This is a genomic window from Spiroplasma endosymbiont of Lariophagus distinguendus (genome assembly GCF_023846195.1).
GTDB lineage: Bacteria > Bacillota_I > Bacilli_A > Mycoplasmatales > VBWQ01 > Spiroplasma_E.
Genome location: NZ_JALMUW010000007.1, coordinates 1 through 24,957, shown reverse-complemented (window position 1 = coordinate 24,957; position 24,957 = coordinate 1). Strand labels below are relative to the sequence as shown.

Below are 24,957 nucleotides of genomic sequence, written 5' to 3'. Positions count from 1 at the left end.
CATTTGTGTTTATATTTATTTAACACTGTAACTTTCCAAAATATTTTTTATAAATATTTTTGGGAAATTTTCACTCGATATTGACAGAATAAATAAAAAATCGTTACTGATGCCGACCGCAAAGACCACACCAGTAACTAAATAATTGTACAATAAATATATCAATTAGTGAATTATAAATAACAATTTTTTGAAAATCTTATATCCGTATATACTAGAGTTTAGATAAGTTTTTATATTTTTTTTTAAAGGCAAAAATCATTAAAATTATTTAAAAAACTGAAAGTTTTTATATTTTTTTGAACATTATTAAATATTATTAAGTATTTATTATTATTATATATTAAATTTTACATATTGTATATAGAAAATTAAATATGAATTCTAGTATATACGGATATGAATAGGTTATAATGATTTTATATTTAATAAATAATTTATAAATAATTTAAATGGGGTTAGATTATGAAAAACAGTTTGGGAAAGAAAGTAGAAAATAAATTTATTAAAAAATCAAATGTGATTGTTCGTGCAGTGACAAATGAGTGTGCTGGAATTATGACACAAAGGTTATTTAATTTTGCTATTTTGAACACTAAAAATAATATTCAAAATATTGACCATATTGGTTTTTGATTAAAGGATTTTTGCAATTATTATGGTATTCAACAACATAAGCTTTATGATAAGGTTATTCATAAAAAGCGAGAGATGACAATAATTATGAAAGAATTACAAATTTTAACTGGTTTACAATTTTTTGTATTTATAGAAAATGAAAATAAATATGGTTTTGTAAATACTTTTTTATCAGGTTTTAACATTGATGGTTATATTAAACTTAAAATTAATAAAGAATTAATTACAAAATATTTCGTAGATTTAAAAAAAGATTATACAAATGTTTATTTGCCTTACACAAAAGAAGTTACAAGTAAATATTCAATGCGTTTATATGAGTATTTACGTAGTTATTTATATATGAATGCTAAGACTAAAAAAACACCAAATTTTAAACATGAATGAGATTTTGAACAACTTTCAAATATTTTAAATTTAAATTTAAATAGTTGCTATTTTAGAAATGTTTCTCTTTTAAAGAAACAAATTTTAGAACCAGTAAAAAAAGATTTAGAAAAAACAGATATTATTTTTACTTATGAATTGATTAAAAATGGTAGAAAATATAATAAAATAATTTTAAATACGCATTTAGATTTAGAAAAATTTAATGCTCAAAATCCTGAACTTGAAAAAGTAGCAACTAAAAAAGAATATGAAATATGTAAAAAGTATGTGAATAAATCAAAGTTAACAAAAAATAATTTTGAAAAACAAAAAACTAAAATAATTAAACAATCACTTTTAAGTGATAAAGAAGTACAAAAAATTTTAGATAATATTGATAGTAATTAAAGTTTTAAAAAAACTTAAATAGGTTTTAAAATACGAGATATCAACCTTTTGCTAGATCCAAAAAATGAAATAAAAGTTTCAAACTCTATTTTAAATAATAAATATAAAAATAATAATTAGTAATACTTGTAATACTTTATGTTAATTAGTTGATTTATATAGTTTTTATTATAAAATAATACTTGTAATATTAGTAATACTATAAAAAGAAAGGAATGAAAAAAATGATAGATAAAAAATGAATGGATAATAATAGTGGTTTTGGTGAACCTTGTCCCAGATGTATTAGAACCTGTTTAGGATCTTTTTAATAAAATTGAAATAAAGGAAAGAACAACCATTTGTAAGCTAGTATTTAATTTTCTTTCACAATTTTTTCATAATCTTCTGCATTTTTCTAATCATGCAAAACTTCGTTCTACAACTCATCTTTTTGGCAATAATACAAAAGAATGTAATTCATTACGTTTGATAACTTCAACATTTGCATTTATGATTGTTTTGATTTTAAAAGCAAATTTTTCACCAGTATAACCAGCATCTACTAGTATTTTTGAACTTTAGATAAATTTTCTTTTTCATTTTCAATCATTATTATAGCACTGTTACGGATCTGTTTTTTCTGCTGTGGTTATGTAAATTGCATGTGGTAAGCCTATGAATCAACAGCAATATGACGCTTTATTCTGAAATTTTTTACCAGCATCATAACCTTTATTTTTAGCAGTATCTGTAAGTTCTTAACACTTTGTGAATCAATTATACAAAAACTAGTTTGTTCTTTTTCTACCATTATTGATACGAACTTTTCTAACTAATTTTTTTAAAATTATTGTCAATGCCAATTTATCACTATTTTTACTTCAAATTTGAAAATAATAATATACAGTTTGTCATTTTGGAAAATTTTTTGGTAACATTCTTCATTGACATCCACTTTTTAATACATATAAAACTGCACAAAATACTGAACATCTAGAATAAAGTAGACACAGAATTGTAACCTTTGTGTTAAAAATACTTTAAGGAAGGTGTTCATTTTTTTATGGCTAAATGACTATCAAAAGAAGAAAAGTTAAAAATAATAAAAATAAGTAAAATTAAAACAATTGATAAAACCGCATTAGAGTATGGTATTGGTCGATCATCAATAAAAGAATGAATTAAAGCATAAATTATTAGGGTGAAAAAGGTTTAGAATATGGCAATGGAATTCAAAGTAAAAACCAAAAGAACAGGTCGACCTAAATCTTTAAATTTAATGAAATGACAAAACAAGAATTAATTGAATATATTGAGGCAATGAACGATATAAAAGTATTTAGAAAATCGAAAAAAGAAGAAATATTTTGTGATTTTCTCATTGAAAAAAAATATCAGATTAGTTATTTATGTTGATTATTAAATGTTTCAAAATCAGGATATTATAAGTGAATTAAGAATGGAATGAATGAATTTAATAAATGAGATACATTTTGTAGCTAATATAATTAAAAATATTTTTTATGAATTTCAAGAAATTTATGGTTATAAATGATAACTTTATGAATTAACAAAATTTATAATTTAAAATTAAAATTTATATTGTATATAGATATATGAAAATATGAGTTTAAAAGCTAAGGTCTGCATAAAAAAATTTGATTATAGAACTAAATCAGGAAGTTTAAGATATGATAATTTATTAAAACGTGATTTTTCAACTACTAATTTAAATCAAAAATTAGAACTGATATAACTTATTTATTAACTAATGGTAAAACATATTATTTATCAATTGTTAAAGATTTTCATAATAATGAAATATTAGATTATAAAATAAGTGCAAGTTTAGACATGACATTTGTTGTCCAAAACATTATCCAGCTTTGAGTTAATGCTCAAAAACCTACTTCATGAATTTATAATCAGATCAAGGATTTCACTATACAAATCCTTCTTATAAAATTTTATGTGATGAATTAAAAAACAAAATTTCAATGTCTAGAAGAGGTAATTCCTGTGATAATGGTGCTACTGAAACTTGATTTGGAACAATGAAAACAGAATTTCTATATCAAATTCCAAGAAAAAATAGAACTATTGAATGAATACAAGACAACTTACCTAAATATATTTACTTTTATAATAATTATCGACCTCAAATAAAATTAAAAGGAATGAGTCCAATCGAATATCGATTAGCTCATTCCAAACCAACAAATAATTACTTCATACCTATAAATTTAACACTTACAAACGCTATTTTATAAAATTTAATAAAAGGTTACTTTTATTGTCCACTTTTCTTGACAAGTTCAATACTTCATATAAATCTAAATTTCTTGGTTTTGTTTTCTTTTTGCTATTTTCTAAAATTGATCTTATGTTCTCAAATTGTTCTTTAGTAACATGACTTGGATAATTTTTATGCATATATACCCCTTATCTTAAAATATATAGTCATTTTACGTTATTTTATAAAAGATTCCAAACAGGTTCTTAGAAATTTAGGACGTATAAAATTTGAAAGATATTATTTTTGTTATCCGTGTTTTATTAAAGGAATAGCCGAAATAAAGTTAAAAAGAGAAGAAGAAAAAGGAAAAAAAATTTAAGTTTAAAAAGACAGACAAGCATATCTAAAAGAATTAGAATCAAGGAAAAAAGATATTCAAGATAAAATTTATTTTGAATCAGAAAGTAAACCTTGTTATGTATGTAAAGAAAGATTTATTCCACATAAAAAAATGTTACATCTTGCTAAAATATTTATATGTGTTATGGATGTGTTAATCTGTATAATATTTCCAAAGATTTTATTAAAATGTTAGATAATTTTAGAAAATTATAGAAGAAGAGTGATATAAACACAACAAAAGATTTTTGGTGAAATGGTATGCGATATACTCCAATTGAAATGTTAAATAATTTAGATGAATATATGATTAAAAAATAGCATAATAAAATATTTAATATTTCATTAATTTCCAAATAAATTGTAATATTTGTAATACTTTATGCTAATTAGTTGATTTATATATTTTTTATTATAAAATAATACTTGTAATATTAGTAATACTGTAAAAAGAGAGGAATATAATAATGCCAATTTTAGACAAAAAAGATATAGATATTGAAAAAAAATTAAATAAAACAGTTTCATTTTCTAATGAAATTAAAAAAGATACAAGAATTAAATTAACTCCTATGACATGTAAACCTGAACTAATATTAAAATTTAATGATTTAGCAAAAATAAGAAAATGAAAGAAAACAACTTTAATGAATGAAATTTTAGAAGATTTTTTTAATAGATTGGAGAAATATAAAAATGAGAATGATTAGTTTTTGTAACAAAAAAGGGGGAGTTGGTAAAACTACCCTTTGTAAAAACATTGCTTATAAATTTGCTTCAGAAAATAAAAAAATTTTATTAATTGATTTAGATACACAAGCAAGTTTGAGTTATTTATTACAACATGAAAATATAGATATGTCAAAATCATTACACAAAATAATTGCTAGTGATTGTGAAATAAATATAAATAAAGTAATACAACCAACAAAATATAAAAACATTGATATTATTGTTGGAGGTGAAACTTTAAGAAAAACATTACCAATTATGAAAGAGATTTATGATAGTAAAAATTGATATTTAGTAGGTTTACAAGTTTATAAAAAAAATATCGAAATATTTGATGCCTATGATTATGTTTTGATTGATTATCCACCAACAACCGATGATTTAAGTTTAAATTGATTAATATTTAGTGATTTAATAGTTATTCCTACAAATTGTGATAGTACAAGTTTCAAAGGTATTTTAGATTTAAATAATAGTTTAGAATTAATAATAAATGATTTAAAACGTTCTAAGCCATTATTAAAAATAGTTTTTAATAATATAAATGATAATGATAATCGTACTAAAATAAAGACGTGATTAAATAAATATAATTTTAGTAATTTATTATCACATGTTGAAATTAAAACATCTGAAATTTTTACAACATCAAATAATAACTTTATAAGTATTTGAGAAAATCCTTATTATTGACGTCAAAAACAAGCATATGAAGAACTTATTGCAGAAATAATATAAAATAGCAAAGATCAAAGTTCTGGCAAAGATAATAATTTATTATGGTAGTGTAAAAGAAGAAGATGGTTATTTTTTTCCTATTTGAATAAATATAATTTAATTTTTTCAAAAAAAGACCTATTAAGGTCTTTTTTTATATATTTATATATACACTTATATATTTTTTTTGTATTTTTTTATTTTTAAAATAATTTTGCATATCAATATCTGAAATATTTGTTTGTTTAGTTATATCGATAATTGTTGAGCCTTGATAACTTTTATCATTCAAACTACTAATTATTTTTACACTTATTTTAGATATTTTTTCTAATTCTTGTTTATTAATTATATACATTTATATATTTAAAAATATATAAATGTATATATAAAAATATTAAAATATATAATAATACATTAATTAATTTTAAAATATGTTAATATATTTTTATATATTTATACCATAGAAGGGAATAACACTCTTATGAAAATTATTACTATTGTGGCAAGAAAAGGTGGAGTTGGTAAAACTACATTTGCATATTTAGAATCAACATATTTGGTTCAAAAATTAAATAAAAGAGTTTTATTAATAGATGGAGACCCCCAAGCTTCCTTAGGTGACTGTTTTTTTGACGTTGACCAAGCAAATTTATTAGGAGATTTATTTAGTGGAAATAAAAATATAAATGAATTAATAAAAAATACAAGCATAAAAAACTTAGATATTATTACTTCAAATATTTTATTAGATGATTTTAATCAAATATTAGTTTATAAACCAGCAAGAGAAAAAATACTATTTAATCAATTAAAATCTCATTATAGTTACTTACAAAATAATTACGATTATATTTTGATTGACACAAATCCTAGTTTAAGTTTAATTAATCAAAATTTAATGGCTATTGCTAATGACATAATCATTATTTCTGATAGGTCAAAATTCTCTTTAAAGGGAATAATGACTTTGGGAAATGCATGAAAATCAATATGTGAATCATTAGAATTACCTTTTAATATGAATACTATTTTATTAAATAAAATTGGAAATCAAGTTACTTCAAGAGATTTTATTGAAATAGTAAATAATGCTTTCCCAAAACAAGTATTAAAAAATTATATTAAAGAATATGCAATTATTGAAAAATCTGTTATTTCTAAAAAAACTATAATAAATTTAAAAAGATTAGAAAAATTAGGTAATCCAATTCAAAAAATCAATGAAGAATTAATAAAAAAAGGAATGATTTAATAATGGGTAAAAATATATTTGAAAAAACATTAAATGTAGACCGCACTGAAATAAATTTTAATAAGATAAAAGAAAATAAATTAAATCAAACATTAAATATTAATAATCCTTTTATACAAGAAAGTAAATCTCATATAAATCATTATGATGTTATTACTGAAAATTCTGAAAATCAGAAAGTTAAAAATGTTAATATTACTTTATACGAAAATGATATATTAAAAATGAAATTTATAACACAAATGACAGGTGCTAAACTATCAAGTTTTGTTAGAAAATGTATTAATGAAGAATATCAAAAAAATATTAACAACAAAAAATAACTGATAACGATTTAATTAAATTTAAGGAGAAAATTATTATGAAAAAAATTATTACTATATTTGGAATAACTGGTTTAATTGGAACAGTCAGCATAAATGCGGTTGATCTTTATAAAAATGAAAAAACATTTTCTACATCTACGCAAACAAACATTTTTAATAACAAAAACAGTTTTATTGAAATTAAACAAATTAAAGAAGATATTTCAAATATAAACTTGTATAAAAATTACAAAAGTGAAATACTATATACTACATGAACTGGTGATGGTTATGGTAGAATTTATCAAATAAATAATATTACTAAAAAAAATAAATTGATTGCAAAATTAAATGGTAAAATTTTAAGTTTAATTGCTGACAAAAATGGAATCATATACGCAAGTACAACAGGTACAGGAACGGGTTATGGTTTTTTATATCAAGTTTATAAAAATAGTTTGACTAAAATTGATGGAATAAATGGAATCATTTTAAGTTTAACAACTGATAAAGATGGTAATATTTATGCAGGTAATGATGATGGTTCCATTTACTTAAAAAAATACAACGAAAAAGAGTTTTCATTAATAATGCCATCTTCTGGTGAAATTTTAAGTTTAACAACTGATAAAGATGGTAATATTTATGCAAGTGTCGTTTATCATGGTGAAAATAGTAATAGTAAAATTTTAAAAAGTACTGATGGAATAAATTTTTATGAAATTGAAAATATTATTAATGATGAAATTAGAAATTTAAATATTGATAAAGATGGTAATATTTATGCAGGTTCTTTAAATGGTAGTGTATATAAATGTTTATTTAAAGAAAAAAAATTTAATAAAATATTTGAGATTAATGATAAGATTTTAAATTTTGAAATTGATAGTGACAGTAACATTTATATAATAACTTGAAAAGGTAAATTATACTATAAAGTTTTTAATGAAAAGAAAATAAATATTTTTAATATTATTGGTGAAATTTGTAGTTTAACAATAGATGATAATAAAAATATTTATGCAATTATTGCTAATGATAAAATTTTCAAAATTGTTTTACTAAAAATTTAATAATCTTAAAAATAAATTATGTTCAATTTGAGAAAACCCTTATTATTGACGTCAAAAACAAGCATATGAAGAACTTATTGCAAAAATATTATAAAATAATAATATACATTTAAATTTAAGGGGGTAAAATTAAATGGCAATTATTACAACTAAATGTTATTTAGCATCATGTGAAAAAGAGTATAAATTTGATTTTCTATATAGAGATAAATTTATATATTGTAGTGGTAAATGCTATCAAAAATCATTTGATAATACAGTAACAAAATTTGCACAAAAATAAAATTTAGGAGGATAAAAATATGTCAAATAAAATTAAAAAACCAATGAATGCTTATATGCTTTTTAGTAAAGAAAAAAGAGCAGAAATTATTCAACAAAAACCAGAACTTAAATCAAAAGTTGCAGAAATTGCTAAATTGATTGGTAATCATTGAAAAGAAATGACAAGTGAACAAAAAGATAAATATGTAAAAATGGCAGAAGAAAACAAAAAAATATATGAAAAAGAAAATAAAAAATAAGGATTTTACTAATGAATAAAAAAACAAGTTATAATTCATGAGAAAATTTGTATAAAACATTAAAACTAAAAAATAAAATAGATTATTGTATAAATAATTTAAATAATAAACTTTTTAATTCAATGACTTTAAAAATTATTGCATTAATTTCAATGATCATTGATCATATTGGATTGATAATTTTTCCTGAAATTATAACTTTAAGAATCATTGGGAGAATGGCTTTACCTTTATATACTTTTATAATCGCATTTAGTTTTAATAAAACTAAAAATAGTGATTTATATTTTATAAAATTATTTTTAATGTTTATTTGTTTACAAATCCCTACAACTTGATTTTTATATCTTCAAAAAAATCCTACAATTTCTCCCTTTTACATGAATATATTTGCTAATTTAACATTAGGGTCTGCATTTGTAATTTTTTATCAAAAATTTAATAAAATTTTTTCATTAATATATTTTATTTTCATATTATTTTTTTTAATATTTATTCAAAAATATAACATTTCTATAATTACAAAATTTGCTGGCAATCAAAGATTTATTATTGATTATGGTATTTTTGGATTTTTACTAATTCCATCATTTTGGATGGCAAAAGAATTAGTATTTTTTTTCTATAATGAAAATAAACATCAAAGATTATTTACTAATATATTATCAGTTATCTTTTTTTTAATTCTTATTATTTTTGATTATTTCTTATTTTGAAAAATAGATTCAATAACTTCAACAAGGAGTACATTAAATGAATTAGAACTTTGAGCACTTATTGATATTCCTTTTATTTTGTTGTTTACTGATTATAAATTCAATATAAAGAATGTTTATGTAGAAAAAACAATAAAATATTTATTTTGGTTTTCATATCCTTTGACCATCGGTATAACTGTTTTAATTTCAATAATTATACAAAATAAATAAAAATATCTAATCTATAAATTTGAGTTAAAACAGCCCTAATTAGGGCTGTTTATTTTTTTAATACTAAAACCATATAAATTTTTAAATCATTTGTCTATGAGCAAATTTGATATCTTAAAATTTATTTTAAATATATAAAGAGATTGCAATTGCAATCTGTTATTTTTACATTTGTGGTGATTTAGAAGTTGAAGGTTGATTTTGTAAACTTAAATTTTCAAAAGATTTAAAATCAATTTCTTCTCATGGTTTTTGAATTTTTTCGAATTCTTTTAATAATTTTGAAACTTCTAGATTTTCATTGGCATATGGATTTTTATTTAACTCTAAGGGGGTTTTTTATCTTTGTTTTTAATTTTTACGTTAGCACCATATTTAATTAATAGTTCAACGATATCTTTACAATATTTTCTTTGTCCTAAATAAATTTCATTTCTTAATTCACCTTTTAAAAAACGTTGACTAGTATAATTTCTAATGTAATTTTTTGTAAATAATTCATTAATATTATTATCTCATTGTTTTTTAATTATATAATGCAAAGGAGTATCTTTATTGTATTTATTTTGAATATTTGGATTTATTCCACATTGTAGTAATAATTTAATCATATTTTTATTATAATCTCAAATAGCATAATGTGATGTCATTATCGGATAAAAATTTCCCTTTAGTTATCGAGTAAAAATTTCCCAAAAGTGAAGTTATTATTTTATACTACCAAATATTTAATTTAAAAAATCTCTAATTAGAGATTTTTATTTTTTTAATACTAAACCCTATAAAATTTTAAACCGTTTGTTTATGAGCAAATTTGGTGACCTAAAATTGATTTTAAAGATATAATAGATTGCAACAGCAATCTCTCGTTTTTACATTTGCGATGAACTTGGTTTATATCCACTTATTGAAGGTTGATTTTGTAAATCTATCGAATTTATTGATTCTCCAATACCTTCATCATCAAAAGAGTTTAGACTTATTTCTTCAAAACCATCAGTTTTTATGTTTTCTCTTTCTAAAAATAATTTGTCTCTAGAAACATCATGATATAATGTTTTAACTATGTCTGACAATGTTTTTAAACGTTTTTCAAAAATAGTGTCTTCTATTTGTATTTTTAGTGATTTAATTTTAAATTCACCAAATCAATTTTCATATTGATTTAATTTAAGAATTCTATGATTTTTATCTTGAAAATAATCATCTAATACTTTCTTTCATATTTTATTTTCTAGATTTCGTATTTCTCTATCTTCTTTTGATAAAAAAATTTCATTTTTATCATTATTTTTTAGTAATTCACATCTTTTTAATTCTAAATCTTTAACTTTTTCTAAATGTTCTTCTTTAATCAAATTTAATGCTTTAATTTTTTTCTTTTTTTCTTTCATTATATTTTCATATTTTTCCATTAACTTTTCATTTCTTTTTTCGGTTGCTTTTTGATATTTTTTTGCAATTTGATTTTTTGAATTTACTTTTTTTCTAATTTTTTTATCTAATTCTTCTAATATATTTAATATTTTTTCTTCTTCAAGAAATTCAAAATTATAATTTAAATTATAATTTTTATTATATAATTCCATATATTCTGAATTTTTTATTTCTTCTTTTTCAATTTTTTGTTTGAAAAGATTCATTCAATCATTTATTTCTTCTGAATTAACTAATTCTAATATTTTTTCTGTATTCATATATTTTTTCATACCTCTTCTTATTTTATTTCAATTTTATAAAAAAACCCATTTACTTTAAAATAAAGTAAATGGGTTAAAAACTTATATTTAATTTTTCATAATTTATAACAAATTTTATAAATTATACAATCTTTTTTTAAAAAAAATAGAAAAAGTCCTCAAATAAAAATTTGGAACTAAATTTTTTAGAAGTTATTTGAAATTTGTTTTTATTTGACAGTTTAACTTTCCAAAATAATTTACTTTTTTGATAAATATTTTTGGGAAATTTTCACTCGATATTGACATAGTTCAGTTGGATATGTCTTGGCAATAAAATTCAGCAGCATTATCTGAATGTAAAATAACGCTTTTGATTTGTTTTAAAGAAAATTGTTGTGTTATTTTTTCAAGAGCAGGTTTTATTAAATCTTTATATGATTTATTAGAAGCAGTATTATAACTAACAACATTATTTGAATAAAAATCAATAATTACCAAAAGGTATAATCAGCCTTCTTTAGTATTGATTTGTTTAGTATCCATTGATCAAATTTGATTAGAAGAAGTTGTGATTTTATAATTTTTGTTGACTTTATCCATTGTAGGTATTCATTTATGTGCAGTCTTTTTATTTTTACTATTATTATTTTTAGTTTGTTTTAAACCTTGGATGTTGTGATCTTTCATAATTTTTCGCATTTGTTTTGTTGATAATTCTATATTTAAGTGAATGTTTTTTTCTTGTTTTAATCATTCTTTAAATGCTGAAAAAATTCGTAAATATCCATAAATTCTACCTTTTCTTGTAGAATGAAATTCAATTAAAAATTTGCATAATTTTTGATATTTATGGTTACAATGATCAAGGTGATTTATTTCTTTTTTAATAGGTTTTTGTTTGTTTTTTAAAAAGTAATATGTTGATCTGTTTAATTGAAGATATTGAGAAAGATGTCTAATCGAATATTGATTCTTGCAATGATCAATAATTTTAATTTTTTGATTAATATTTAATTTTCTAATAAATAATTCTATTTGTTTAATTTTATCCATTAATAAAAATCCTTTCATGTCAAAATTAGTGTTAATTATATAACACAATTGTTTTTCGAATACATTCAGGTTTTTTAAATTAATGGTCTAGTAAAAAGGGCTAAGTGCCAAGTGCCAAGTGCCAAGTTGCATTATTAATTTTATTAACATCTATATTTATTTCACTATTTGATTTTCTTATATATAATTCTTTTACTTTTTTAATATTTCCAAAAAGTTCTTTTGATATTTTTATAAAAAAATCATTTTTTTCTTTAATTATTTTATTTTTATCAATTTTTCCAAAAGTAAATATTTTTAATATTAAATAACTAATTTTTTTAAATTTGCTAATCTTTTGTTTTTTTAAATTTTCATTAATATCAACAATAGTAGTTTGAGCTAAATTAACTCTATTACTAATAATTTCTGGAGTAAATTGATTTTTATCAATGATTATTTTTATCAATTCTTTATTAATTCATTCATATTCTTCTTGTAAATTTTTATTCATTTTTTCATCCTTTCAAAATAAAAACTCATTTACTTTGAAATTAAAGCAATGAGTTAAAAACTTATATTAAGTTTAATTAAATTATACAAAAAAAATTCCTATATTAAAAACAGGAATTAAAATTTTAAAGGTTATTTGGAATTTGTGTTTATTTAACAGTTTAACTTTCCAAAATAATTTACTTTTTTGATAAATATTTTTGGGAAATTTTCACTCGATATTGACATAGCAATACCAGAAAATGATAAAGATTTATTTAGTATCTTTATTGGCCAATGAGGTATTTATCAAAATTTAAATAATGGCCAAGATTTAGAACCAAAAGAGTATACTATTAATAAGCATAACCAAACTATTATTTCTGATTTAGAAGGTATGCTTTATCTTACAAATAAAAGTGAAAGTAATGATTATAAAGTTTTACTTAGTGTTGAAAAAGGAATAGAAGTTCCTACTTTTGTTCTTGACAAAACAACAAATAAAGAATTTCAACAAATACTAAATGATAATATTAATTCACCATTTGTTGAAATTATTGGCAAACATGTTTTTGGAACTTTTCAAATGAAGGTTGCAAAAGACTTGTGAATAAATAATGATTATAATAAATTTACTATTAATGAAACTTTCACTCGTTTAGATAAAATTTATGATTTATCTAATACAGTTAGTGGACTTAGTTTAAATTATGACGGAGTAGCTTATAAATTTAATAACAAATTTCAAATCTCAAATCCTGATACTGGTCCTGGTTATGCTGCTGCTACAAATTATCGAATAATTTTTGAACAAAATACTGGTTCTGGAGAAGCATTATTTAAAGAACAAAGTATTGATGATTGATATTTATGACATGAAATAGGACATACTTATCAAAATCAAAATTATAAATGAGACGGATTAGATGAAGTTACAGTAAATATTAACTCTCTTTGAATTCAAAGAGAGTTAGGATTTGAAAATCGTTTAATTAAAGATAACATAGATAAAGAAATTCAAAATTTTATTTTTAACTCAAATATAAATAAGAATTTTGATAATCAATCAGTTTGAGTTAAATTAGGTTTATTTTGACAACTAGATCAAGCATATGGAAAATGATTTTATCCAACCTTAAATCAAATTTATAGATTATTAGATAATAACTTACTACCAACTAATAATATTGAAAAACAACAATTATTTATTCAAATAACTTCAAAATTAGTAAATCAAAACTTAATTCCATTTTTTGAAAAATGAGGAATTAAAGCCGATGAAAATACTAAAAATATTGTAAATAAATATCAAAATTTATCAAAAAATATTTGAAATAATATTTTTGATGGTCATTATGATAAAAATGCAGTTATTGAATATGAATTACCAATTTATAAACCGGTTCAAGGAGTAAAAATTATTGGTTTTTTAAAAAAAAGTATTGGTGATACAATTTCGTTTGATGAAATTAAGAATAACATTTCTTTACAAAGTAATTTAAAAATTAAAAATATTAATAGTATTTCTTATCAAAATCCTAATTTTATTAATGAATTAAGTAATGTTGTTAATTTTGAAGTAACTGACAAAAATAGAAAAATAATTTCTAATAAATATAAAATTAATATAAAATTAAATTTAGAAAATAGCATATTATTAGAAGGAATAGGATATGATTTACAACAATATAGAGGAATTATTAATTTAAATAAAATAAATAAAACTTTTTTTGTTAGTTATAATAATGAAAAAATTCATGATTATTTTGAAAATCAACCTTATGTAGGAATTACAATTAAAGATAATAATGGTAATATAACTTACAAAAAAACAGCAGAAGGACAAGATACATTGGCCATTTTTCAAGATATTAATAATATTAAATATAAAGATAACTATATATTTATACTCTATTTAGCTGAACCAAAAAGAGGACTTTATTTTGATTCGAATATTAAAGAGTGAATTCCTTCAAAAGAAAATTATGTAAAATTTATTGTTGATAATAATAAGTTAATAAAAAAATAATATTTTGTTAAAGATCACCAGTAGTTAGTAAAAAATCAAAGTTCTAGTAGTAAATCACAAAAAATGTAAACCTTAAATACTTTAAAACTACTCAATTGAGTAGTTTTATTTTTTCTTGTATAATTTTTAATTAAAATATTTAACGTAAATAAGTGTTAAAATATAAAATAAAAGTGTATAATTAAACTGTTCTTATTTTTGTATAGAACAAATAATTTTAAAAAATGAATATAAAATTTATACATAAACACAAATTCCAAATAACCCCTAAAACTGAACATCTAGAATAAAGTAGACACAGAATTGTAACCTTTGTGTTAAAAATACTTTAAGGAAGGTGTTCATTTTTTTATGGCTAAATGATTATCAAAAGAAGAAAAGTTAAAAATAATAAAAATAAGTAAAATTAAAACAATTGATAAAACCGCATTAGAGTATGGTATTGGTCGATCATCAATAAAAGAATGAATTAAAGCATATAAATTATTAGGTGAAAAAGGTTTAGAATATGGCAATGGAATTCGTGCTAAAAAAACCAAAAGAACAGGTCGACCCAAATCTTTAAATTTTAATGACATGACAAAACAAGAATTAATTGAATATATTGAGGCAATGAATGATATAAAAAAGTATTTAGAAAAATCGACAAAAAAGAAGAAATATTTTGTGATTTTCTCCTTGAAGAAAAAATATCAGATTAGTTATTTATGTTGATTGCTAAATGTTTCAAAATCAGGATATTATAAGTGAATTAAGAATGGAATGAATGAATTTAATAAATGAGATACATTTTGGCTAATATAATTAAAAATATTTTTATGAATTTCAAGAATTTATGGTTATAAAATGATAACTTTATGAATTAATAAAATTTATAATTTAAAATTAAAATTTCATGTTGTATATAGATATATGAGAAATATGGGTTTAAAAGCTAAAGTTCGCATAAAGAATTTGATTATAGAACTAAATCAGGAAGTTTAAGATATGATAATTTATTAAAACGTGATTTTTCAACCACTGATTTAAATCAAAAATTAGGTACTGATATAACTTATTTATTAACTAATGGTAAAACATATTATTTATCAATTATTTAAAGATTTTCATAATAATGAAATATTAGATTATAAAAATAAAAACCAAGTTTAGATATGACATTTGTTGTCAAAAATATTATTCAAAGCTGAGTTAATGCTCAAAAACCTAATTCATGAATTTTGCAATCAGATCAAGGATTTCACTATACAAATCCTTCATATAAAACTTTATGTGATGAATTAAAAATAAAAATTTCAATGTCTAGAAGAGGTAATTCTTGTGATAATGGTGCTACTGAATCTTGATTTGGAACAATGAAAACAGAATTTTATATCAAATTCAAGAAAAAATAGAACTATTGAATGAATACAAGACAACTTACCTAAATATATTTACTTTTATAATAACCATCGACCTCAAATCAAATTAAAAGGAATGAGTCCAATCGAATATCGATTAGCTCATTCCAAATTAACAAATAATTACTTCATACCTATAAATTTAACACTTACAAATACTATTTTATAAAATTTAATAAAAGGTTACTTTTATTGTCCACTTTTCTTGACAAGTTCAAACTTTAGTTCCAAATTTTTATTTTCGAACTTTTTTTGGCTTTTCTCCCTTTATGTACTATTTTTAAATTTTATCACATAAATGCTGAGAAAAGCCTATCTACGGACTTCTCCCCACATTTTTAAATCAAACATAGCATTACAATTTCAAAACTAGGTATCTTATTGAATTTATATGCAGCTTCTTTTGCATATAAATGAACATGATGTTTTGCAACTTTGATATGTGTTTTAAATGTTCTTCTTATATGTTTTCAAACTGATTCAATTTGGTTGGTATTTACCAGTTTTGAAACATAGCTTATCTTGATGATTGACTGTTTCATGCTTAGTGAAAACCGATTTAAAATCGCAATATCCTTTTCAAAAATCAGTATGTACATGACACTTTGAAGAAATGTGGTTTCTTGCAAACTGCAAAAGATTTTACTTTTTGCATTTTCAATACTTTCACAATTAATTTATTGGTTGTTTTTCATAAATACCAACAATCAAGGTTTTATTCACCAAGGATCTTCCTTGTTTTTAAAACCCATATGTGAAAGATACATTTCATCCATTTGCACTATGCCTCAACAATAAATTGTGATTCTTGTTTGGCAATACAAGTTCTGATTTTATGACCCATTCTTCAAGCAGTTTTCAAAGTTACCCCCAATTCTTTTGCAACATCAGTTGATGGAATTCCATGTTTGGTGTTTATTCATCTAAAGATGAGATAAAACCAAGATTTCAAAGATATTTGTGACTTGTAAAAAATGGTGCCATGAAGAATACTAAATGTTTGATGACATTTCAAACATCTTATTCTTCTTAAATCAAGTATTCAAATTTGTTCAATAACACCTGATACATTTATTTTCCTTCAAACTTACTATATATTTCAAACAATCTTGTTCTGTTTGAAAAGTATTGTTGAACTCATTCAATTTCATTGTTTCCTCCACAAGTACATGTGGGGAGAAGTCCGCTTTTATTTTTATACGCTGAATTATACTTGTTAGTGCAAGTAAATAAAATTGCAAAAAAATTCTCATATAAAAATTTCATAATGCTAAATTTATTTTATAAAAAAGTAAGGAATTTTTATATGAGTTATAAACATCTTGGCGTAGATGAAAGAATTTATATTGAGAATCAATTGAAATTTAAAGTTAAAATTAGTGAAATAGCTAAAAATCTTAATCGAAATATTAGTACTATTATTCGAGAAATTAATAGAAATCAAGATAATAGTAATTATTTTTCATTGATTGCACAAAATAAAGCTGAAAATAGAAAACAATCGAAAGGGTCACCTCTAAGTTGCAATAATTATACTCTAGTGAAAAAGTAATTGAAACACTTTTTCTGGAGTATTTTTTATTTTTGTATGAAATCTTGTATTGTTATATTTTCAAATAGCATGATTCATATATAATAAAAATGTATTTTTATTTTTGAATTTTTGTCTTTTAAAATAAACAACTTTTAAAGTTTTAAATACAGTTTCTACAAGTGCATTTTGATATGAAGCATAGCCATCTGTCATGCTTAATTGAATATTATTTTTTTTCGCATAATTTCAATAATCATGAGTTCTAAATTGTATTCCACGATCGGTATGAATAATTGTATTGTATAAATTATATTTATTAGTCATATCTTTTAAAGATTTTATAAGGTGTGACTTTTCTTGATTTTTAGATCAGTGATGATGTAAAATTTTTCGTGAATAAAAATCAACAAATGCTCACAAATACAATTTTTGATTATTAATTTTAAATTCACTAATATCTAAAGCAATTTTTTCTAATGGTTTATTAACTTTAAAGCTAATGGTATCATCAGCTTGTTTTAATAAATTAGGTGCTATAAATTTATGTTGTGCTTTTAATTTTGATTTTTTTCCATAAGTTCCTTGTTTATGAATTGTTTTTAAACCTAATCTTTTCATTGCTGAAAGTGATTTTTTCTACCAATTTTTAAAATAGCTGCCATTCGTTTATGACCCTATTCTTGTTGACAACCATAATCTTTATCATCATCATAAGATTAAATTTATTGCTTGATCATAACTATCATCAAACTTTGGTTTTCATTCTGGACATCCGCGAATGTTTCACTTACGATATCCTTCATTAGAAATTTGTAATAAATTTAATAGAAAAGATTTTTTAAATCCTTTTTCAATATAGATTTTAACAATTTTATAACATTCATAAAGATAAGGTTTAAAGTGAAATGGTTTATTTTTTGCGTGGTTTAGGTTTTGCTTGTGGTTTTTTCAATTTTGACTGCGGTAGAGATAAGACTTTTCCAAAATTTCAATTTTAGTTTGTAGTAAAAATAATTCTTTTTCAACTCGTTTTTCATAATTTTTTAATGATTCTTTTGGTCTTTTCTTAAAATCTCTACTCACAGTATTTACCTCTTGTTTTTTAATTTTAGTTCTTTTTGAAACTAAACTTTTTTCACCTTGCAAGTATCATTTTTGAATTCAAATATAAATTATTTTTCTACTGATTTTATTTTCTTTGCTTAATGTTGTAGCAGATTTACCAGCAAAATATTGTTCTATGATTTTTAATTTTAGTTCCTTATTATATCTTGTCATAAAAAGAGTCTCCTTACTAAGTTAAAACATTGTTTTTTGCAACTTAGGGGTGACCCTTTCTTTTTATTTCTCAATATTCCTACCTAACTAATAAATTAATTATTTTGTAAAATGTTAATTATATGATTTGCCATTTGTTGATGAAATCACATCCCTGGATGAAATTCATCAAAATAAAAATATTTATTTATATTATTTTCATTAACTCCAAAATTAAAAACTGGTTTATAAGAATAACTTTCTTTTTTTATTATCATTTTACAATATGTAGCACTGGTTTCAATGATTCCATTTGCCATTTGTTTTTTAAATTCAGTCATATCGCTTAATAATTCTTTTGAAAGAAAAAAAGGTGTGATAATTTTTTTATAAATTTCTTTCATTTCAAGTATCATTTTTTTTCATGCTTCTTGATATTTAATACATATTTTACTTGCTGTTTTTAATTTTTCTTGGCTATTATTTAATATTTTTTTAATTTTTGGAGTTAATGTTAAATCAGGAACATCACTAATAATTATTTGTTTTGCACCATTTGCAATTAATAAATTAATTGCTTTTATTTCTTGATTTAGTACATTATTGATTTTGTTATCAATAATTATAGAATTCTTTTTTGTCATTAAACTACTAATATCATTAGCGCCTATTTCTATTCAAATTAAATCTTTTTTTTGTAATTTATGTTGTGATAATAATGCTTTTGTTTGATGTTCTAAATCAAAGGATTTAATCACTAAATTATGATTACTACTATCTGCAACTTCTCCACCAAAAGCATAATTATTACCATAATTTTGATATATTTTATCATTAAGTTTAAATAATCAACTCGGTTTAAAATTTATATTAAATTTTTCAGCAATTAATTGTGAAGCTACTTTGTTATTACTTCAAGAATTTTTATAATAAGGTTCATCTAATTGAAAATGTTTGAATTTATTATTACTATTTTCTAAATATTGATTTTGACCAAATGTTCCTGCACCAATATCTGATAAACTATCACCTAAAACATAAAAATTACTATAATTTAGTATTTCATTTTCTTTTTCAGACGAACAAGAAATTAATCCTAAATTTAATGATGAAATAATTGATATTGATAGTAAGACATTTTTAATTATTTTTTTCATTTTTTTTCCTTTTCTTTGGTATATGCCGTTTTTAGCGACTTTTTATTTTTGAATACTTTTCTATTCATGAATCTCGTTTTCAATGTCAATTTTATCTACATATTGATTTGAACTAGGTAATAATATTTTGACATATGCTTGTCCAATTTTTAAATTTTTTAAGTCTGAACTTGTCAAGAAAAGTGGACAATAAAAGTAACCTTTTATTAAATTTTATAAAATAGCGTTTGTAAGTGTTAAATTTATAGGTATGAAGTAATTATTTGTTGGTTTGGAATGAGCTAATCGATATTCGATTGGACTCATTCCTTTTAATTTTATTTGAGGTCGATAATTATTATAAAAGTAAATATATTTAGGTAAGTTGTCTTGTATTCATTCAATAGTTCTATTTTTTCTTGGAATTTGATATAGAAATTCTGTTTTCATTGTTCCAAATCAAGTTTCAGTAGCACCATTATCACAGGAATTACCTCTTCTAGACATTGAAATTTTTATTTTTAATTCATCACATAAAATTTTATAAGAAGGATTTGTATAGTGAAATCCTTGATCTGATTGTAAAATTCATGAAGTAGGTTTTTGAGCATTAACTCAAGCTTGGATAATGTTTTGGACAACAAATGTCATGTCTAAACTTGCACTTATTTTATAATCTAATATTTCATTATTATGAAAATCTTTAACAATTGATAAATAATATGTTTTACCATTAGTTAATAAATAAGTTATATTAGTACCTAATTTTTGATTTAAATTAGTAGTTGAAAAATCACGTTTTAATAAATTATCATATCTTAAACTTCCTGATTTAGTTCTATAATCAAATTTTTTTATGCGAACCTTGGCTTTTAAACTCATATTTTCATATATCTATATACAATATGAAATTTTAATTTTAAATTATAAATTTTGTTAATTCATAAAGTTATCATTTATAACCATAAATTTCTTGAAATTCATAAAAATATTTTTAATTATATTAGCTAAAAATGTATCTCATTTATTAAATTCATTCATTCATTCCATTCTTAATTCACTTATAATATCCTGATTTTGAAACATTTAATAATCAACATAAATAACTAATCTGATATTTTTTTCAATGAAAATCACAAAATATTTCTTCTTTTTGTCGATTTTTCTAAATACTTTTTATATCGTTCATTGCCTCAATATATTCAATTAATTCTTGTTTTGTCATTTCATTAAAATTTAAAGATTTGGGTCGACCTGTTCTTTTGGTTTTTAGCACAATTCCATCGCCATATTCTAAACCTTTTCACCTAATAATTTATATGCTTTAATTCATTCTTTTATTGATGATCGACCAATACCATACTCTAATGCGGTTTTATCAATTGTTTTAATTTTACTTATTTTTATTATTTTTAACTTTTCTTCTTTTGATAATCATTTAGCCATAAAAAAATGAACACCTTCCTTAAAGTATTTTTAACACAAAGGTTACAATTCTGTGTCTACTTTATTCTAGATGTTCAAAAAAGTCAGCTATTAAAAAATACACTTTTTTAAATATAATTAGTTTTGGATTATTCAATTTTTTAAAAAAGAAAAAATTGAATCAAAAAATTAAAGAAAATAATAAAAAAATTAAATATTTGATGCGCGAAATTAGTCATTTTGATGACAAAAAATCACAAATAAAAACTAAAATAATCGAAAGATATAAAAAAATCGCAAATTTAATTTTTGATAAAAATATGAAAGGGAATTCTATTAAAAATGATGATAATAACCAAAAACAAAGAAGTAATTCCATTTAAAAAGAGGCTTTTATGTAATCTGTGTTTCTTTGTTTTACAAAGTTAAAACATTTTTTTGCAACTTAGGGGTGACCCTTTCGTTCACAACCTTAGTTGTTGAACAAATATTTTGATATTATAAACCTATTACCCAATGGTGTATTAATGAATCCACCAGAATTAGAACCTCATGTTTGTCCATAATGCGTTATAATAATTTGAAAATATCATTTTCCATTTTCTTTATAATAAGTGAAACCTAATTTAATAATTACTTTTAAACTTGAACCTATATAGTGTTTGTAATCATCACAAATTGTCATATTACAAAAATCTGATGGATTATCAGTTTTATTTTTTCCTACCTTAACATTTTTTAAATATTTTAATAAATTAATATTTCCTGTAACATCATTAATACTTTTAGTTCTATATTTATCATCACCTCAAGTATATATTGAATTATCTGGTATTAAATCTTCTTTATTATAAAATTTAATATATTTAAAATTATTTGGTATAACTTGTGTTTCAGAAAACTCAAATGTATAAACAAATGAATTATTCATTTGCTCTCCTCAATTAGTTACAGCATTTAAATCTTTTTTACTTTCATTTAAAAAAATTCTATATTGTGTATATTTTTCATTTTTTTCTTGGTTCAATAAAAAATTAAAAATAATAACAGTACTTATTAAAAAACAAATAAATAAAATTATTAATATAATAAATAATTTAGTTTTCTTTATTTGTTTAATCATAAATTATCCCAATCAAAAATAAAATTTAATTTATAAATTTATTTTAACAATTTCAAAATAAATAGATGTATATATACTAAAATTGAGACTTTTGGTGGGGTGGTTGGCCCTATTTACTAGATCATTAATGTAAAAAACCTGAATGTATTCTAAAAGCAATTGTGTTTATATAATTAACACTAATTTTTACATGAAAGGATTTTATTAATAAATTAAATATCAAAGAAAAAATTAAAATTATTGATGATTGTAAAAATCAATATTCAATTAGACACCTTTCTCAATATCTTCAACTAAACTGATCAACATATTAATCGAGGCTTTTATGTAATCTGTGTTTCTTTGTTTTACAAAGTTACTAGTTCAGATTAATTCTTTCTTCAAATTTAACTGTCATATTTTTATCATCAAAAATTGAATCAATTTTTTTATTCGAATTATCTGATACATCATGATTATCTATTTTTTTAGTATCAACATTTAAATCTTGTGGTTTCTTATTTAATTCTTTTTCATTTTTTAAATAATATTTTTTAACCACATCAAAAAGTTCATTATTTAAATTTCCCTCTTTGTACCTTTTTTTAAACTTATAAAAATAGTACATAAAGAGAGAAAAGCCTAAATTTTTTACAAATGTTTTCATAAAAAATCAACTCCTTAAAATAAATTAATAATTAACTTACAATGTTAAGAAAAAATCATTAAATTTAGCTGAGATTCAAACATGATAAATTGCGGTATAAGAAGCAAAAGAATAACCTAATCTTCAAAGTAAACTTTCATTTTTATAAGTCATATAACAATCAATAGTTGCTTTTTGTTTTACAAACCAACTATTGTATTCATATTTAATTATATTAAATGTTTTTTTTCCATAATTATTATAAAAATCATTTTCATCAAAAATCCTATTTGATGGAAATAACAAACTATTTGTTTTAACTGTATCTCCCTGACCTCCAGCTTCAGCTAAGAAATCAGTAAATCCTACATATTTAAATATTTGTTTAAATTCTTCAATTGAAGAAGCATAGTTTGTTCATTTGAATAAATAAATTGGAGCAACACTACCTGCTTCTTCACCACTAGTTATAGGACCTATTTCTTTATGTTCAAATTTATATTTTCTTACTATACCATTTTTATTTTCTTCAACTCATTTTTTTAGTTCTTCATTTTTACTATTTTCTATTTGTGTAAAAATATCAGTATGGGTTATTCAAACAAATAATGCCACACCTACAGCAAATATTGCGGCACCCACAGCTGTAATAACTGATGTTGTTCCAATAGTCACAAGAGATAATTGTATTATTGCATATAAATCTCTAAAAAAAGCATAAGTTATACCAGCTACAGAAAGACCAATTTCAATATTTTGGTCTATTTTATGAATAAGAGGATCATTAGTTACAATATATATATTTATTGCTTCTGCAACTGCAGTACATGTTACTGCAGTTATTGTTGCAGCAACAGCTCAAGGGATACTTATTCCAAAAGCTCAAGAAGCTGCTCACATTCCTGCTGCTAATATAGCGCTAATTGCTGCAGTAGTAATAAAACCAATTTTAAAATCATTTAATTTATTTCAAAATTCTAAGGCTTCAATTTTTGCTTTTGATTCATCAAAAAATGGTGTAATATTATTAATTTTTAAATCACTTCTCATATTTGAGAATTCTGTTTTAAAATTTTTATAAATTTTATTTTTTTCTCTATCATATACTGTTTTAAATCTTGGAATTTTGTTTTTAAATTTGATTTTTGGAAACAAAAACAGTTGCTGATGCTACCTGCATTCCATTATATTTATTATTAGTTTTATTTTTTTCATCTTTAAAATAATTTTCAACTTGATTAAAATCAATTTTTTTCATCATTGAGTTGCTTAAATTCTTTTAATTCTTTATTCTCATTTTTTATTATTGGTTTTAAAATATTTGTTGAAATCATACCTTCTACTAATTGATTTGTAGAAACAGTTGTAAGTACAAATGCACTTATCATAACTAATAATTTTTTCATAATATTCATCCTTTCAATTAAAAAATAAAAAACGCCCAACATTGGGTGCTTTTGTGATTAAAAAAGTAAAATCCTAAAATAATATATTAAAATAATATATAAAATTAATTATATACTAAAAAGTGTTGCCATTCCAATAATTTATTTTGGCTTTTCTCCCTCTTTATGTACTATTTTTAAACTTATAAAAATATTTATAACGTTTATCTAAAATTATTGATTTAATTTGATTAAAAAGAGCAAAAGAA

General features: G+C 21.5%; 36 protein-coding genes and 2 pseudogenes. 19 read left to right on the top strand and 19 right to left on the bottom strand.

Translation table 4 applies throughout. From position 1 onward, the window contains the following. Nucleotides 1-465 precede the first annotated feature (465 nt). On the top strand, nucleotides 466-1,416 hold the full coding sequence (locus M0D11_RS01400; RefSeq protein WP_252319338.1) for a replication initiation protein: 951 nt from the start codon (nucleotides 466-468) through the stop codon (nucleotides 1,414-1,416). Nucleotides 1,417-1,712: 296 nt separating this feature from the next. Here M0D11_RS01400 and M0D11_RS07130 read toward each other — a convergent pair. Continuing rightward, nucleotides 1,713-2,384, bottom strand: a pseudogene (locus M0D11_RS07130) (IS5 family transposase); the annotation flags it as partial. A 77-nt stretch (nucleotides 2,385-2,461) separates the two neighbouring features. On the opposite strand from M0D11_RS07130, the gene M0D11_RS06655 reads away from it, so the two are divergent. From M0D11_RS06655 to M0D11_RS01385, 4 genes are all read left to right on the top strand, one after another. Continuing rightward, nucleotides 2,462-2,590: a hypothetical protein gene (locus M0D11_RS06655; RefSeq protein WP_256468337.1), complete on the top strand. Its 129-nt coding sequence runs from the start codon at nucleotides 2,462-2,464 to the stop codon at nucleotides 2,588-2,590. Between the two features lie 92 nt (nucleotides 2,591-2,682). Then, the gene (locus M0D11_RS01390) at nucleotides 2,683-2,901 is read left to right on the top strand and encodes a hypothetical protein (RefSeq protein ID WP_252319336.1); all 219 of its coding nucleotides are present in this window, start codon (nucleotides 2,683-2,685) and stop codon (nucleotides 2,899-2,901) included. A gap of 121 nt (nucleotides 2,902-3,022) precedes the next feature. Continuing rightward, the gene (locus tag M0D11_RS06650) at nucleotides 3,023-3,154 is read left to right on the top strand and encodes a hypothetical protein (RefSeq protein WP_256468336.1); all 132 of its coding nucleotides are present in this window, start codon (nucleotides 3,023-3,025) and stop codon (nucleotides 3,152-3,154) included. 241 nt (nucleotides 3,155-3,395) lie between these two features. Continuing rightward, a complete protein-coding gene (locus M0D11_RS01385; RefSeq protein WP_252319335.1) occupies nucleotides 3,396-3,668 on the top strand; it encodes an IS3 family transposase in 273 nt (90 codons plus the stop codon). Between the two features lie 46 nt (nucleotides 3,669-3,714). Here M0D11_RS01385 and M0D11_RS01380 read toward each other — a convergent pair. Next, nucleotides 3,715-3,831: pseudogene (locus M0D11_RS01380) on the bottom strand (IS5/IS1182 family transposase); the annotation flags it as partial. A gap of 669 nt (nucleotides 3,832-4,500) precedes the next feature. Here M0D11_RS01380 and M0D11_RS01375 point away from each other — a divergent pair. Both M0D11_RS01375 and M0D11_RS01370 read left to right on the top strand, forming a co-directional pair. Then, nucleotides 4,501-4,743, top strand: a complete 243-nt coding sequence (locus M0D11_RS01375) for a hypothetical protein (RefSeq protein ID WP_252319333.1) — start codon at nucleotides 4,501-4,503, stop codon at nucleotides 4,741-4,743. After that, the gene (locus M0D11_RS01370; RefSeq protein ID WP_252319332.1) at nucleotides 4,730-5,503 is read left to right on the top strand and encodes a ParA family protein; all 774 of its coding nucleotides are present in this window, start codon (nucleotides 4,730-4,732) and stop codon (nucleotides 5,501-5,503) included. Before M0D11_RS01375 ends, M0D11_RS01370 begins: the two co-directional genes overlap by 14 nt. Before the next feature lie 133 nt (nucleotides 5,504-5,636). On the opposite strand, the gene M0D11_RS01365 is transcribed toward M0D11_RS01370, so the two are convergent. Continuing rightward, complete coding sequence (locus tag M0D11_RS01365) at nucleotides 5,637-5,840, bottom strand: hypothetical protein (RefSeq protein ID WP_252319330.1); 204 nt, start codon at nucleotides 5,838-5,840, stop codon at nucleotides 5,637-5,639. 126 nt (nucleotides 5,841-5,966) lie between these two features. Between M0D11_RS01365 and M0D11_RS01360 the strand changes: the two genes are divergently transcribed. The 6 genes from M0D11_RS01360 to M0D11_RS01335 all read left to right on the top strand — a co-directional run bounded on the left by M0D11_RS01360 (nucleotide 5,967) and on the right by M0D11_RS01335 (nucleotide 9,568). Further along, on the top strand, nucleotides 5,967-6,737 hold the full coding sequence (locus tag M0D11_RS01360; protein ID WP_252319328.1) for a ParA family protein: 771 nt from the start codon (nucleotides 5,967-5,969) through the stop codon (nucleotides 6,735-6,737). A gap of 2 nt (nucleotides 6,738-6,739) precedes the next feature. After that, a complete protein-coding gene (locus tag M0D11_RS01355) occupies nucleotides 6,740-7,060 on the top strand; it encodes a hypothetical protein (protein WP_252319326.1) in 321 nt (106 codons plus the stop codon). A 38-nt stretch (nucleotides 7,061-7,098) separates the two neighbouring features. Next, nucleotides 7,099-8,115, top strand: coding sequence for a ligand-binding sensor domain-containing protein (locus tag M0D11_RS01350; protein ID WP_252319324.1), 1,017 nt, complete (start codon nucleotides 7,099-7,101; stop codon nucleotides 8,113-8,115). A gap of 133 nt (nucleotides 8,116-8,248) precedes the next feature. Beyond that, a complete protein-coding gene (locus M0D11_RS01345) occupies nucleotides 8,249-8,398 on the top strand; it encodes a hypothetical protein (protein WP_252319322.1) in 150 nt (49 codons plus the stop codon). A 19-nt stretch (nucleotides 8,399-8,417) separates the two neighbouring features. Next, on the top strand, nucleotides 8,418-8,639 hold the full coding sequence (locus M0D11_RS01340) for an HMG-box domain-containing protein (protein ID WP_252319320.1): 222 nt from the start codon (nucleotides 8,418-8,420) through the stop codon (nucleotides 8,637-8,639). Between the two features lie 11 nt (nucleotides 8,640-8,650). Beyond that, nucleotides 8,651-9,568 carry a TraX family protein gene (locus M0D11_RS01335; RefSeq protein ID WP_252319318.1) on the top strand — a complete coding sequence of 306 codons (918 nt, stop codon included), beginning with the start codon at nucleotides 8,651-8,653 and terminating at the stop codon, nucleotides 9,566-9,568. Between the two features lie 326 nt (nucleotides 9,569-9,894). Here M0D11_RS01335 and M0D11_RS01330 read toward each other — a convergent pair whose 3' ends face one another. From M0D11_RS01330 to M0D11_RS01315, 4 genes are all read right to left on the bottom strand, one after another. After that, nucleotides 9,895-10,218, bottom strand: a complete 324-nt coding sequence (locus tag M0D11_RS01330) for an ankyrin repeat domain-containing protein (RefSeq protein ID WP_252319316.1) — start codon at nucleotides 10,216-10,218, stop codon at nucleotides 9,895-9,897. A 222-nt stretch (nucleotides 10,219-10,440) separates the two neighbouring features. After that, nucleotides 10,441-11,265 carry a hypothetical protein gene (locus tag M0D11_RS01325; protein WP_252319312.1) on the bottom strand — a complete coding sequence of 275 codons (825 nt, stop codon included), beginning with the start codon at nucleotides 11,263-11,265 and terminating at the stop codon, nucleotides 10,441-10,443. 195 nt (nucleotides 11,266-11,460) lie between these two features. Continuing rightward, on the bottom strand, nucleotides 11,461-12,321 hold the full coding sequence (locus M0D11_RS01320; RefSeq protein WP_252319306.1) for a DDE-type integrase/transposase/recombinase: 861 nt from the start codon (nucleotides 12,319-12,321) through the stop codon (nucleotides 11,461-11,463). 82 nt (nucleotides 12,322-12,403) lie between these two features. Next, entirely contained in the window at nucleotides 12,404-12,796 is a 393-nt protein-coding gene (locus M0D11_RS01315; protein ID WP_252319304.1) for a hypothetical protein, read from the bottom strand. A 186-nt stretch (nucleotides 12,797-12,982) separates the two neighbouring features. On the opposite strand from M0D11_RS01315, the gene M0D11_RS07125 reads away from it, so the two are divergent. The 4 genes from M0D11_RS07125 to M0D11_RS07120 all read left to right on the top strand — a co-directional run bounded on the left by M0D11_RS07125 (nucleotide 12,983) and on the right by M0D11_RS07120 (nucleotide 16,372). After that, nucleotides 12,983-14,803: a M60 family metallopeptidase gene (locus M0D11_RS07125; protein ID WP_252319303.1), complete on the top strand. Its 1,821-nt coding sequence runs from the start codon at nucleotides 12,983-12,985 to the stop codon at nucleotides 14,801-14,803. A gap of 351 nt (nucleotides 14,804-15,154) precedes the next feature. Beyond that, nucleotides 15,155-15,607, top strand: coding sequence for a hypothetical protein (locus M0D11_RS01305; protein ID WP_252319302.1), 453 nt, complete (start codon nucleotides 15,155-15,157; stop codon nucleotides 15,605-15,607). Nucleotides 15,608-15,957: 350 nt separating this feature from the next. Continuing rightward, on the top strand, nucleotides 15,958-16,197 hold the full coding sequence (locus M0D11_RS01300) for a hypothetical protein (RefSeq protein ID WP_252319301.1): 240 nt from the start codon (nucleotides 15,958-15,960) through the stop codon (nucleotides 16,195-16,197). Next, on the top strand, nucleotides 16,130-16,372 hold the full coding sequence (locus M0D11_RS07120; protein ID WP_252319300.1) for an IS3 family transposase: 243 nt from the start codon (nucleotides 16,130-16,132) through the stop codon (nucleotides 16,370-16,372). The genes M0D11_RS01300 and M0D11_RS07120 overlap by 68 nt, the downstream gene beginning before the upstream one ends. Before the next feature lie 169 nt (nucleotides 16,373-16,541). Here the strand turns inward: M0D11_RS07120 and M0D11_RS01290 are convergent, their stop codons facing one another. Both M0D11_RS01290 and M0D11_RS01285 read right to left on the bottom strand, forming a co-directional pair. After that, nucleotides 16,542-16,745 carry a transposase gene (locus M0D11_RS01290; RefSeq protein ID WP_252319299.1) on the bottom strand — a complete coding sequence of 68 codons (204 nt, stop codon included), beginning with the start codon at nucleotides 16,743-16,745 and terminating at the stop codon, nucleotides 16,542-16,544. 239 nt (nucleotides 16,746-16,984) lie between these two features. Next, nucleotides 16,985-17,155, bottom strand: coding sequence for a hypothetical protein (locus M0D11_RS01285; RefSeq protein WP_252319298.1), 171 nt, complete (start codon nucleotides 17,153-17,155; stop codon nucleotides 16,985-16,987). 354 nt (nucleotides 17,156-17,509) lie between these two features. Between M0D11_RS01285 and M0D11_RS01280 the strand changes: the two genes are divergently transcribed. Beyond that, entirely contained in the window at nucleotides 17,510-17,755 is a 246-nt protein-coding gene (locus M0D11_RS01280; RefSeq protein WP_252319296.1) for a helix-turn-helix domain-containing protein, read from the top strand. Here M0D11_RS01280 and M0D11_RS01275 read toward each other — a convergent pair. From M0D11_RS01275 to M0D11_RS01255, 5 genes are all read right to left on the bottom strand, one after another. Further along, complete coding sequence (locus tag M0D11_RS01275) at nucleotides 17,741-18,355, bottom strand: DDE-type integrase/transposase/recombinase (RefSeq protein ID WP_252319295.1); 615 nt, start codon at nucleotides 18,353-18,355, stop codon at nucleotides 17,741-17,743. The two genes, M0D11_RS01280 and M0D11_RS01275, sit on opposite strands and share 15 nt — an antisense overlap. Before the next feature lie 81 nt (nucleotides 18,356-18,436). After that, nucleotides 18,437-19,015: a helix-turn-helix domain-containing protein gene (locus tag M0D11_RS01270; protein WP_252319294.1), complete on the bottom strand. Its 579-nt coding sequence runs from the start codon at nucleotides 19,013-19,015 to the stop codon at nucleotides 18,437-18,439. 95 nt (nucleotides 19,016-19,110) lie between these two features. Beyond that, entirely contained in the window at nucleotides 19,111-20,151 is a 1,041-nt protein-coding gene (locus M0D11_RS01265) for an SGNH/GDSL hydrolase family protein (protein WP_252319292.1), read from the bottom strand. 213 nt (nucleotides 20,152-20,364) lie between these two features. Further along, nucleotides 20,365-21,012: an IS3 family transposase gene (locus tag M0D11_RS07115; protein ID WP_252319290.1), complete on the bottom strand. Its 648-nt coding sequence runs from the start codon at nucleotides 21,010-21,012 to the stop codon at nucleotides 20,365-20,367. 411 nt (nucleotides 21,013-21,423) lie between these two features. Beyond that, nucleotides 21,424-21,576: a hypothetical protein gene (locus M0D11_RS01255; RefSeq protein ID WP_252319288.1), complete on the bottom strand. Its 153-nt coding sequence runs from the start codon at nucleotides 21,574-21,576 to the stop codon at nucleotides 21,424-21,426. A 155-nt stretch (nucleotides 21,577-21,731) separates the two neighbouring features. Between M0D11_RS01255 and M0D11_RS01250 the strand changes: the two genes are divergently transcribed. After that, the gene (locus M0D11_RS01250; protein WP_252319286.1) at nucleotides 21,732-21,938 is read left to right on the top strand and encodes a hypothetical protein; all 207 of its coding nucleotides are present in this window, start codon (nucleotides 21,732-21,734) and stop codon (nucleotides 21,936-21,938) included. A gap of 89 nt (nucleotides 21,939-22,027) precedes the next feature. Here M0D11_RS01250 and M0D11_RS01245 read toward each other — a convergent pair whose 3' ends face one another. The 5 genes from M0D11_RS01245 to M0D11_RS01230 form a co-directional block, all read right to left on the bottom strand. Next, on the bottom strand, nucleotides 22,028-22,678 hold the full coding sequence (locus M0D11_RS01245; protein WP_252319284.1) for a hypothetical protein: 651 nt from the start codon (nucleotides 22,676-22,678) through the stop codon (nucleotides 22,028-22,030). 358 nt (nucleotides 22,679-23,036) lie between these two features. Next, complete coding sequence (locus tag M0D11_RS01240; protein ID WP_252319282.1) at nucleotides 23,037-23,324, bottom strand: hypothetical protein; 288 nt, start codon at nucleotides 23,322-23,324, stop codon at nucleotides 23,037-23,039. 36 nt (nucleotides 23,325-23,360) lie between these two features. Beyond that, nucleotides 23,361-24,353, bottom strand: coding sequence for a hypothetical protein (locus M0D11_RS01235; RefSeq protein ID WP_252319280.1), 993 nt, complete (start codon nucleotides 24,351-24,353; stop codon nucleotides 23,361-23,363). Between the two features lie 82 nt (nucleotides 24,354-24,435). Then, the gene (locus M0D11_RS06625; RefSeq protein ID WP_256468335.1) at nucleotides 24,436-24,561 is read right to left on the bottom strand and encodes a hypothetical protein; all 126 of its coding nucleotides are present in this window, start codon (nucleotides 24,559-24,561) and stop codon (nucleotides 24,436-24,438) included. Further along, nucleotides 24,542-24,709, bottom strand: a complete 168-nt coding sequence (locus M0D11_RS01230; protein WP_252319278.1) for a hypothetical protein — start codon at nucleotides 24,707-24,709, stop codon at nucleotides 24,542-24,544. Before M0D11_RS01230 ends, M0D11_RS06625 begins: the two co-directional genes overlap by 20 nt. Nucleotides 24,710-24,957 lie beyond the last annotated feature (248 nt).